This is a genomic window from Chlorogloeopsis sp. ULAP02 (assembly GCF_038404745.2).
Lineage (GTDB): Bacteria > Cyanobacteriota > Cyanobacteriia > Cyanobacteriales > Nostocaceae > Chlorogloeopsis.
Genome location: NZ_JAYKTT020000066.1, coordinates 116,615 through 126,861 on the forward strand (window position 1 = coordinate 116,615; position 10,247 = coordinate 126,861).

Consider the following 10,247-nt stretch of genomic DNA (forward strand, 5'->3'; position numbering starts at 1 on the left):
CACGCAGCAACAAAATCATAGATGGGCAGCGTGACTTGCTAGCGGAAGTAAAAAGCAAATAGCCCTACTCTTCCATAGCAAGTCGGAAAAGTAGGAGCCATCAGCCTTTCTCTCAAATATTTAATACCAAATTGGCACACGGGAATCTTGTTTCAAAATTCTGGAATAGCCTATTAATTAATGGCTTTAATCCAAAATCCACGCATTGGTAAAGGCGGTTATGGCGAGCTCCATCGCCTGATTATTACTTTACCTCACACCTTGTACTTTAAAACAAACAGTCAAATCATTTTTCCTTCTGCCCTCTGCCATCTGCCTTGTTTCTTCAGAGCTTAATGCAAATCTCCCAAATAAATACCCAAACCACAAGCAGTTTTCACTAAAGTATCCTCTGGATTGACAGCTCGATATTGAGCGATCGCTTCAGCAATGGGTACAGTCATTACCTGGCGATTTTGCCAGGTAACCATGTAGTCATATTTACCATTTTCTATGAGATTTACTGCTGCTACACCAAAAGCAGCTGCCACTAACCGATCCAATGGTGAAGCTGTACCACCCCTTTGGATGTGTCCTAAGACTGTAACTCGTGTTTCTGCGCCTATACAATCACTAATTTGATCAGCTAGGTATTGACTAATACCACCATATCGAGATTGTCCCAAGCGATTTGTCATTGTGACAGTTTCGCCTTCTTGAGTACGAACTGCCTCAGAAACTATAATTAAACAATAGTTTTTGCCTTTGTCTTGACGCTGTTTAATTTTGTCGCAAATGTGGTCAATCCTGTAGGGAATTTCTGGAATTAAAATCACGTCTGCTCCTCCAGCAATTCCCGCTGCAATGGCAATATGCCCTGCATCACGCCCCATCACTTCTAAAATGATGACTCGACTGTGAGAAGCAGCAGTAAAATGTAAGCGATCAAGTGCTTCTGTAGCGATATTAACTGCCGTATCAAAACCAATGGCATGTTCAGTAATGCCAATATCATTATCAATGGTTTTGGGAATAGCTACTAAATTAATGCCGCCTTGTTGTGCCAAGCGACGGAGAATAGCCAAGCTACCATCGCCACCAATTCCAATCAAAGCATCTAAACCTAGTTGATGATAACCTGCAATAATTTCTTCTGAGCGATCGCATACACTGCCATCAGCCATAGGAAAAGCAAAAGGATCGCCTTTATTAGTGGTTCCTAACATTGTCCCACCAGAAGTTAACAGCGGATCTACTTGGTCGATTTCTAGTTTTGTGAATTGCGGTGGGCGTGCCATTAAGCCCAAAGTTGCTTGACGAATTCCTAGTACTTCCCAACCTTTTCCACAAGCACAGTGGACTACGGCTCTGATCGCTGCATTTAAACCAGAGCAATCTCCTCCACTAGTAAGAATGCCTATTCGCTTACATTCTCCCATATGTTTTTTATATTTCAAACGTCGGCGTTGCACAATATATGATGCAACGTCGAGAGTGTAAATTAACCTAAGTTAGTAAATTAAAATATGGTTGGAGTAAAGGGGGAAACTTTAGCGAGCTGATATCTTGTACTCTCTCAATAACCGTAGGGGAGCCAGTCGCTTGCGGGGGTTTCCCCCCGTTGTGCGAACTGGCGTTGGGCATTGCCTAGAATGTAAACATAAGATTTTGAGTCAACCTTAAGCATTGCCCACCTTACAAAAATCGCGATCAAACAGTGGGAGCAAGATGTGAGCGATCGCGGTAAAGACGCAGCACGTATGCGCCAGCAGGAGTTTCACGAAAGGCACTAATTTCAGCTGCCATTTTGGGTGGCAATTCCTGCAAAGGACTGGGTTTACTGGGGTGTTCTGGTGGTAATACAGCAGGAGCAGCCAGAGTCGCGAAGGTGAGATTGGCAGCCGAAAAACTATTACAAACAGTCTTTTACCTTCTGCCTACCTACGCTCTTGCGCGCAGCGACTTGGTGCAAGTAGCCGCTACGCGTCTATTGCCTTTTACTTAAATATTTTATTCAACTTGTTGATATTCACAATATTTTTGATGTAATTCTTCTGGAATTGGAATTGGGCGACCATTTTGTAAATTGATAAAAGCACCCTTTTGCATCGCTATTGCTGCTAATTCATGATTAGATAAAATTTCTGCTTTGACAGTCCATTTCAACCTACTTAAATTACTTAACCACAAGCGTCCAATAACTTGGTCAAAAAGTTTAATCGGACGTTTATATTCAATTTCAGTTCCAGCAATGATAGGGCAAAATCCTGCTTTTAAAGGTTGAGCAAGTGGTAAGTGTTCATCTAAAAGCTTGATGCGTAAATCCTCTAACCATCGGATGTAAACACTATTGTGAACGATGCCAACAAAATCAATGTCGTATGTTTTTACAGGTATTGCAAGTTCTACTTCTAATGGTCTTTGTAAAGTGCGATCGCCCATCATAAATATTCCCTCATTTTCCCAATTAATTGCAAAAAATTTCTTCTCAATAGTTGCTAGTATGTCGAGGCAATTTACCATTCAGTACTTCCCACGAAAATGGTAGCCCCACTCTCTAAATTGCGATCGCGGGCAGCATTAACAATTACACGGGCAAAATCTTCAACAGTAGGTAGAAAACCTGCGGATTTGCGACGAGATTCTATCAAATTCGGATCTTGTCGCTGCATTAGTTTCGGAGTAATAGTACCCTCAATTAAATCACCACTAACTACAACTAACTTTATGCCTTTGGCTGCCAGTTGTGGTATACGCGCACGCAAAGCTTCCTCACCTGCTTTTTTGCTCTTTGCCACTGTTTCATATATTGGATAGACAGGCTTTTGACTATAAAAATGAGCCAAGTGGCTGGTGACGAAAACAATACGTCCACCTGCTGGCATGAGTGGTATTGACATATCAACGGCACGCAACTGGGCAGTCAGGTTGAGCTGCATAGCATAGTCAGCAGCCTTATCTTTCTCCATTCCACCGCTAGCGTTGAGAATGAGGAGATTCAGCTTACCAAATTGCTTTTCTACTAAATTCATCATCTCCTTCATTTCGCTCTCGTTAGTGATGTCTGCTTGAGCAAGAAGGGCTTGGCAACCATGAGCACGAACAACATTGGCTACTTCAAGAGCGCGATGACTTTTGCTGTGGTAGTTAATTACTACGTCAGCTCCACCCTCAGCTAACATCCGGGCAATACTTGCGCCAATTCCTCGTGATGCTCCAGTTACCAGAGCTACTTGATTACGAAAATCACTCATAGCTTTCCTCCATTTACTAATATCAAATTTTTAAGACCGAACGGTCTGTTTTTGCTCAAAAAAAGAGGTTTGATATGTCTAGATAGGCAAGAATAAAAGTATGGGCGGGTTTTAACAACAATCTCTCTAGGATAACGAAATATCTAAATAAACTCACCCCTACCAATGACTAATGACAACCTAGTTAACTTTATTTGTACTAACCTAATTAAATTGACAATTGGGTTGCAATGTAATTATTTAAGTGCTTGATTAATCTTGTGATATAAATTGCATCTCCATATAACTTACTCATCATCACACCGCCTTCTAATGTCGCAATCATAATAGTTGCAACTTCATCAGCATCCACTGTCGGATGAATTTCACCTTTTTCAATTCCTTTTTGAATAATTCGACAAACCATATCACGCCATGAATTCATCGCTTGTTGAGCACGATCGCGTAAAGCTGGATGAGCATCATCACTCTCAATCGCTGTGTTGAGTAAAGGACACCCTCCTTTAATAGGTGGATTTTCTATTAAGGTGTAATATACATCAACGATTGCTTGTAAACGCTCGATAGCATGACGCTTGCTTCGTAATGCAGTTCTATGAAGCTGTCTCATTTGAGCGATCGCATAATCAAAAGCCATGAGTGCCAATTCATCTTTGCTCTGAAAGTGGTTGTAGATACCTCCTTTCTGCAATCCTGTCACACGCATGATATCTGAAATAGACGAACCTGCATACCCCTGTTGATTAAACAATTCGGCTGCTAACTGGAGAATTTTTTCTTTTGTTTGTTCGCCTTTAGACATCTCAATTTGTTTGCGACCGATTGGTCTTAATTAATTTAACTTGATGGACAGTTTATAGTCAAGTATTTGATGTGTTGTTCCCTATTCCCTATTCCCCGTTCTCTCTTACCATATGGGTGCGATCGCGTTATACAATTGTGCAAAATATTGAGAAAAAATTTACAACAAATTCCCCACACCGCCAATTACGGCAAGAGGATACCATGACTCAGAACGGACGACAGGATAGGCTTGACCGAATTGAGCGGATGCTGCAAACTCATGCTGAAATGCTCAATCAGTTGTCTCCGCTCATGACACAGGTGGCACAGATAGCCACTAGCACCGTTGAGAGCGTGGCTCGACATGATGAGATATTAGCTCGTCTCGCAGAACAATCTCTGCAAAATGCTGTTACTCTTAACAAATTAGAGCAAAGTGTAGATCAGTTAGCAGAACTGGTAAAAACTTCTACCACTGAAACTATGCAGCTTGTGAGTGAGAACAATCAACAAATCCGTCGCATCTGGGACTACTTGATCAGTCAAAGCGGGAATCTCAAGGGTGAAGAATAAGCGATATACCGAAAAAATTCCAGGTTGAGGCGATTGTGCGATGCACGGATAGCGACAAATGCGATTGCATTAGCCGGAGGCGATCGCTCATTTGTTATGAGTAGAACAAACAATTCAAATCCTCTTTGCTTATGCCGTTTGTCTCCTGCCTACTGTCTTGTTTTTTAAGAGTTGTTGGTAAATTTGGAGGTGCGATCGCGCTATACTTAACCAACTAAATTGTTCTACAAAAGTACTGCCAGTTTCACCTAAATACCTACATTGCTCAGGATCATTCAATAGTTGGCAAAGTGCATCTGCCAAGGCATCTATATTACGAGGAGGCACTAGCTGCACCCTCATGTCATCTGGTAAAGGCATAGAATGTTCTGTGGCAATTACTGGCAAATTATGAGCTAACAAAGTTAAGAGTGAACCACTTTTCATTGTTATTCCGTGGTTGAAAGGCAACACTCCTACATCGGCACCAGCTAGATATTGTGAGGCAGTTTCAGCATCCAGATATCCAGTAAAATGCACTTTGTTGCTTACATTCAACTCTCTTGCTAGAGCGTGAAGTTTATCCCAGTAGCGTTTTGCCTCTTCCCCAAGCAAAGCTAAAGTTTCCACACCACCAACTAGTAATAGTCGTGCTTGGGGGTGAATTGTCAGCACTTTTTGGAATGCACTTAAGAGTGTTTCTAAGCCTTTAACTGGATGGAGAAAACCAAAAAAGACAATAACAACAGTATCTGAACTCCAGTGGCAGATTTTACGCAATTGCTGACGTGCTGTAGTTTTGTCAATAGGTTGACACTCAACATTTGCGGCGATCGGGATATTAAATATACGTTCCTTAAGCTGTGGTAAGCGTTTGTGAATTACTGCTTCTGCTTCAGAGTTGGTTGTAATAATTGCATTACTTAAAGTTAGTAAAAATCCATTTTCTCTATCCCACCAACCGCGATTTTGCCCCCACATTTTTAACCATTCCACGAATTGTGGCGCTAGATACTTTGGTTGCCATTCCCACCAGCCATACTCATGTACAGTTGTAACTATTGGCTGACTGTAGCCCGTAGTTTTTAGAAGTAATGGTAACAAAAAGATAGCACGTTCAAATCCATAAGTTCCTGCTGCGTGTTGGATATGTAGGATGTCAACATCAATTGAATTTACTGCTTGCACCAAAGACATCAAATCAGCAAATCGCCAATCTTTTACCACACCTTTTATATTGAGTTCATTTGCCTGCATAGCAGCTGTATGTGTAGTGAGAATAACAGATTCAATATCGAGCTTTTGTAGAGCAAAACGCAAACGTGAAGTGTAGTGAGCGACACCACAATGTTTAGGCTTGTAAGCACCAGCAATAATAGCAACATGAGTCATAGGTAGTTAAAAATGCTCAAAATATAGCATTACTAAATTTGAGTATGAATTGTTTTTTAGCCTCACACAAAAGTCAATAAAATTATGGGCATTACTGAATTGAGGTACGAAATTTAAGAATCAGGCATTTTTAAAACTCTTACTCTCTGCGACTCTGCGACTCTGCGCCTCTGCGTGAGATAAATTCATACTTGGAATCAGCAACGCCAAATTATGATTCATACTCTTATTCAGCAACCCCTAAAGCATAATTTAATATTTGCAATCTCTAAATTTTTTCACACCAAAGTATGAAGATTTTCCCTATTCTTTTGTCTTTAAGAGAGATTGATGCAAGGGAGAAATATTCATGCGTATTCATCATCTCAATTGCGGTTGTATGTGTCCGATTGGCGGAGCGCTCTTCGATGGCTTTAGTCGCGGGCTAACAGCCAGCCTTGTCTGCCACTGTCTGCTTGTTGAGACAAATCAGGGACTAGTTCTCATCGATACTGGCTTTGGAGAGCGTGATGTCAAAGCACCATTATCAAGACTCAGCCCGTTCTTTATGAATTTGAATCGCATCCAGTTTGAACAAAAATACACAGCCCTTGCTCTGATTAAGCAGCTTGGCTTTAACCCAAGTGATGTACGCCACATAGTGCTTACCCACCTTGATTTCGATCATGCGGGTGGATTAGAGGATTTCCCAGAGGCAACCGTGCATATAATGCAGTCTGAAATTGAAACAGCACAGAAAAGGCGTGGTTTCATCTCATCGCAACGTTATCGCCCAGGTCAGTGGGATGAAGTGAAACAATGGAAGTATTATTCGTCAGGGGGCGAACCTTGGTTCGGTTTCGAGGCAGTACGCAATCTTGATGGACTGCCACCTGAGATTCTCCTGATACCCCTCGCTGGTCATACACACGGTCATGCTGGCATTGCCATCGAAACACCAGAAGGTTGGCTCCTACATGCGGGCGATGCCTACTTTTATCGGCATGAAATGAACACCCCCAAACCACGCTGTACTCCAGGTTTAGCTGCTTACCAATGGTTGATGGAAGTAGATCGCAAGGCTCGGCTCTACAATCAAGAACGGTTACGTGCGTTATCGCTCTCACACAGTGGTGATGTGCGCCTCTTTTGCAGTCATGATGCCATTGAATTCAAGACGTTTGCTGACAAACTCTAGTCAAATTTAAGCAGTTCTAATCCTGTTACGACCACTTCTTCGGGTGAGATATCTAGACATTCCAAATTGTAGGGACACCTAAAGGCATAGCACGGACTACATACAGTAGGACGACGCAACAAACGAGAATAACCGTTGCGCGGTTGCCATTGTGACTCAAGTTCAGTTCCGGCAAACATCACAACAGTAGGTGTGCGAGTAGCATCAGCTATATGCATAGTTGAGGTATTGTTAGTTAGCACTAGTTTGGCATTGGCGATTAGTGCTGCAAGTTGAGGTAGAGTTGTTTTGCCAATTAGATTGATGGCATAGTCACCCAAAATAGCTAATAAAGATGCGCTTTTGTCGCAGTCTTTTTCTACACCTGTTATTACTACAGGCATTTGTGTTGCTTTCGCTAATTGTAAGGCAGCGATCGCAAAGCGTTGTGAGTCGTAATTGCGTGATTGGCAGCTTGTCCAGGGATTTAGTAACAGATAGGGGGGAAATTGGGAATTTTGATATTCACTACTTCCAAGTAGTAAAGCCAAAGCTTCTTTTTGTGCAGTTTCTGGAATTTGGATACAAAGATTACGGTCAATCACTTCAAAACCAGCAGCCTCAATCAGTCGTAAATTTCTCTCTACTTGATGGATTTCATCTGGTGCGGCTGGAAGCTCTAATGTTAATACACCCTGTCCAAATTCCTTAGACTCTCCCATTCGCAAAGGTATACCAGCCAAATAACATACAAAAGCAGCTGGATGAGGACTCTGGCTAAAGCTGGTAAAAATAATCGCCGCGTCAAACTTGCCGGCTTGTAAAGTCCTGATTAATTCCCACTCCCGTTCTGGGTTGAAATCTAACTTTCCCAAATCTTGCCAAAGAACCCGCCACGGCAATACTTCATCCACCCAAGGTAGTAACGTAGCCGCCTGTGCGCCACCTGGACTTGCCATCAACGTCAAACGACAGTCAGGCAAATTTTCCTTAATCGCCCGTAAAGCCGGACTCGTCATAATCACATCACCAATATTATCGAGGCGCATCACTAAGATGTTAGTCATTGGTCATTTGTTAGTGGATAGTAGGGGTGGGTTTTGTTGCTAATCTTGCCGTTCAAAATGATAATTTATCTTTTAAACCCGCCCGTACAGTGGTTAGTTGTTCTCCTCTGCTCCCCTGCCTCTGAAGCTCCCCATCTCCATCTCTGTGTTCTCTGCGTTCTCTGCGGTTAGTTCAAAAACTTCTCCACAACAGCTAAAACCTCATCAACCGAAATTTCTTCCATACAACTTTGCCAACCTTTATCTAGAGGGCATATGCCACTATACCAACACTCCTGTACAGTAAAATTACTGATATTACGTTCTGGGCATTCCGGATAGCCTTGCAAATTGACATGAGGTGGCGGCTGACCGTAGCGCCCGTGCCAAGAAGGGCCAAATAAAGTAATTGTTGGCACATTCAGCGCCGCAGCAATCCGAGCGGGGCCAGTATCAGATGCTACTACTAAATCAGCACAAGCTAAAGCAGCTGCTAAATCCCGTAACTTACCACGGGGTAAAATCTGCGCTTCTTTACCAATTCCTTCCACAATGTTTGTTGACTGATTGAGATTGGAACCGACTGGAACAATTACAGTTGCGCCCCAACGCTGCTGTAAAATTTTACCTAAAGTAATAAAATTAACTTCTGACCAACGCTTGATAGCCATCCCCGCATCTGAACAGAAAAATACAAGGGGACGACGCAGATGATGAAATAGCTTTTGTGCTTTGTTTAGTTCTGTTGGGGTGAGGTGGACTTGGGCTGGTTTAACTGCATCTTTTTTAATTAAGCCTTCTGAGAGGAGGATTTGGAGAAAGCGATCGCCTACTCGTTCATCTTGTGGAGGTTGTCGCCATAAATTCGTCACTACCTGTGATGCACCACTTAGACACGCAAAATTTCGCGTCTCTACATCAATATCGTCGTAGTTCGTATCTGAGACAATCAAATCAAATTTTTCACGAGTTAATAACTCAATAGCCGATTGTTTTGCTTTACCTGGTTCAGCATAAACAACTCGATGAATGAGGCGATCGGTTTCTAATAGTTCACCTCCGGGTGGGAAAGTTAAAACTGTAAGTTCAGCTGTTGGATCAGAACGCGAAAGTGCTTGTATGGCACCGAGAGCAATTAACACATCGCCAATTCCACCTAATAATTCTACGAATAAAATTTTACGCATAATAAATTTTAATTTTTACACTTATCTACTTTCTATATACGTATTTATCCGCAGGTACATCACGGTTGACAATTGTCGTTGGCAACTCTTGATGGTAAACACCAGAAGGAATAATTCCGCAGCCACCATGTAACGCCATTAGTCGCTTTTGCACCAAAACATCTTCACCACAATGTTCTGGGGGAAGTTCTCGCTAAAAAGAATAGCCGCCTATACTACGAAGTTTGGCAGTATCATAGATGACACAACCACCCACCGAAGCAACATGGTACTTGCGTTGTTGCTTCGGTGTTAAACCCAACTGTTGCTGAACGTGATAAAGATTAGCAGCATTATGCAAACGCCAGCGTTCCCATTCCGGGGTTTCTGGTTTAACAATCTCTGGCTGCACTCGCCCTTCCCACAACTCTATTTTTTGCTCCTGTGGGCGGACATTATCAATAAAGCTGAGTCCGATCACTGCACTGCCAACGAAGCCACAGCTTTCTTCTTTAATCGCTGCGAGCATTCGTTCAACTACATAAGGTTCTAAAATCAAGTCATCGTCAAGAAAAAGCACATAGGGAGCAGTGGCTTGCTCCAGCAAAAACTGTCGCTGTTCTGCAATACCCTGACGAGGCAAATGTTTATGAACTTCCACATTATGACCGTGAGCGCGCAGCACCCTTAACACCGCTTGAACTTCACCACTTTCTGCTGGGTTACTATCTTCAGTTTGATCGGAAATAATAACACGAAAGCCACGATAAGTTTGGGCTATCAAACTCGTGAGAGTTACAGCCAAGGCAGTTGGACGATTATAGGTGGGAATCAGAATATCGACTGTCATTACTAGATATTTCTTCGCGTCCTTTGTGTTCTTTGTGGTAGCCTGCGGCAAGCCGCTAACGCGTCTACG

Annotated in this window: 12 protein-coding genes and 1 riboswitch; of the genes, 3 read left to right on the forward strand and 9 right to left on the reverse strand. The window is 42.5% G+C overall.

Translation table 11 applies throughout. The annotated features are described in order from the left end of the window. Positions 1 to 84: 84 nt before the first annotated feature. A riboswitch (Fluoride riboswitch) is annotated at positions 85 to 247 on the reverse strand. An 85-nt stretch (positions 248 to 332) separates the two neighbouring features. Next, positions 333 to 1,418: an ATP-dependent 6-phosphofructokinase gene (locus U2718_RS22600; RefSeq protein WP_342002424.1), complete on the reverse strand. Its 1,086-nt coding sequence runs from the start codon at positions 1,416 to 1,418 to the stop codon at positions 333 to 335. Positions 1,419 to 1,786: 368 nt separating this feature from the next. Here U2718_RS22600 and U2718_RS22605 point away from each other — a divergent pair, with 368 nt between their 5' ends. Further along, positions 1,787 to 1,984 carry a hypothetical protein gene (locus tag U2718_RS22605; RefSeq protein WP_342002425.1) on the forward strand — a complete coding sequence of 66 codons (198 nt, stop codon included), beginning with the start codon at positions 1,787 to 1,789 and terminating at the stop codon, positions 1,982 to 1,984. A 5-nt stretch (positions 1,985 to 1,989) separates the two neighbouring features. Here the strand turns inward: U2718_RS22605 and U2718_RS22610 are convergent, their stop codons facing one another. The 3 genes from U2718_RS22610 to U2718_RS22620 form a co-directional block, all read right to left on the reverse strand. After that, positions 1,990 to 2,502 (reverse strand): thioesterase family protein, encoded by a 513-nt coding sequence (locus tag U2718_RS22610; RefSeq protein WP_342002426.1) that lies wholly within the window; start codon positions 2,500 to 2,502, stop codon positions 1,990 to 1,992. Beyond that, entirely contained in the window at positions 2,496 to 3,233 is a 738-nt protein-coding gene (locus tag U2718_RS22615; RefSeq protein WP_342002427.1) for an SDR family oxidoreductase, read from the reverse strand. The genes U2718_RS22610 and U2718_RS22615 overlap by 7 nt, the downstream gene beginning before the upstream one ends. A gap of 208 nt (positions 3,234 to 3,441) precedes the next feature. Next, entirely contained in the window at positions 3,442 to 4,035 is a 594-nt protein-coding gene (locus U2718_RS22620; RefSeq protein ID WP_342002428.1) for a TetR/AcrR family transcriptional regulator, read from the reverse strand. Between the two features lie 71 nt (positions 4,036 to 4,106). Between U2718_RS22620 and U2718_RS22625 the strand changes: the two genes are divergently transcribed. Next, positions 4,107 to 4,589 (forward strand): hypothetical protein, encoded by a 483-nt coding sequence (locus U2718_RS22625; RefSeq protein WP_342002429.1) that lies wholly within the window; start codon positions 4,107 to 4,109, stop codon positions 4,587 to 4,589. Between the two features lie 129 nt (positions 4,590 to 4,718). Here the strand turns inward: U2718_RS22625 and U2718_RS22630 are convergent, their stop codons facing one another. Then, positions 4,719 to 5,960, reverse strand: coding sequence for a glycosyltransferase (locus U2718_RS22630; RefSeq protein ID WP_342002430.1), 1,242 nt, complete (start codon positions 5,958 to 5,960; stop codon positions 4,719 to 4,721). A 349-nt stretch (positions 5,961 to 6,309) separates the two neighbouring features. Here U2718_RS22630 and U2718_RS22635 point away from each other — a divergent pair, with 349 nt between their 5' ends. After that, positions 6,310 to 7,137 carry an MBL fold metallo-hydrolase gene (locus U2718_RS22635; protein WP_342002431.1) on the forward strand — a complete coding sequence of 276 codons (828 nt, stop codon included), beginning with the start codon at positions 6,310 to 6,312 and terminating at the stop codon, positions 7,135 to 7,137. On the opposite strand, the gene U2718_RS22640 is transcribed toward U2718_RS22635, so the two are convergent. The 4 genes from U2718_RS22640 to U2718_RS22655 all read right to left on the reverse strand — a co-directional run. Continuing rightward, complete coding sequence (locus U2718_RS22640) at positions 7,134 to 8,183, reverse strand: glycosyltransferase family 9 protein (protein WP_342002432.1); 1,050 nt, start codon at positions 8,181 to 8,183, stop codon at positions 7,134 to 7,136. The genes U2718_RS22635 and U2718_RS22640 overlap by 4 nt on opposite strands. Before the next feature lie 167 nt (positions 8,184 to 8,350). After that, on the reverse strand, positions 8,351 to 9,349 hold the full coding sequence (locus tag U2718_RS22645; protein WP_342002433.1) for a glycosyltransferase family 9 protein: 999 nt from the start codon (positions 9,347 to 9,349) through the stop codon (positions 8,351 to 8,353). Positions 9,350 to 9,374: 25 nt separating this feature from the next. Next, positions 9,375 to 9,503 (reverse strand): hypothetical protein, encoded by a 129-nt coding sequence (locus tag U2718_RS22650; protein ID WP_342002434.1) that lies wholly within the window; start codon positions 9,501 to 9,503, stop codon positions 9,375 to 9,377. A 39-nt stretch (positions 9,504 to 9,542) separates the two neighbouring features. Next, positions 9,543 to 10,247 (reverse strand): glycosyltransferase family 2 protein (locus U2718_RS22655; RefSeq protein ID WP_411813352.1); only part of this gene is annotated, 705 nt, incomplete at its 5' end.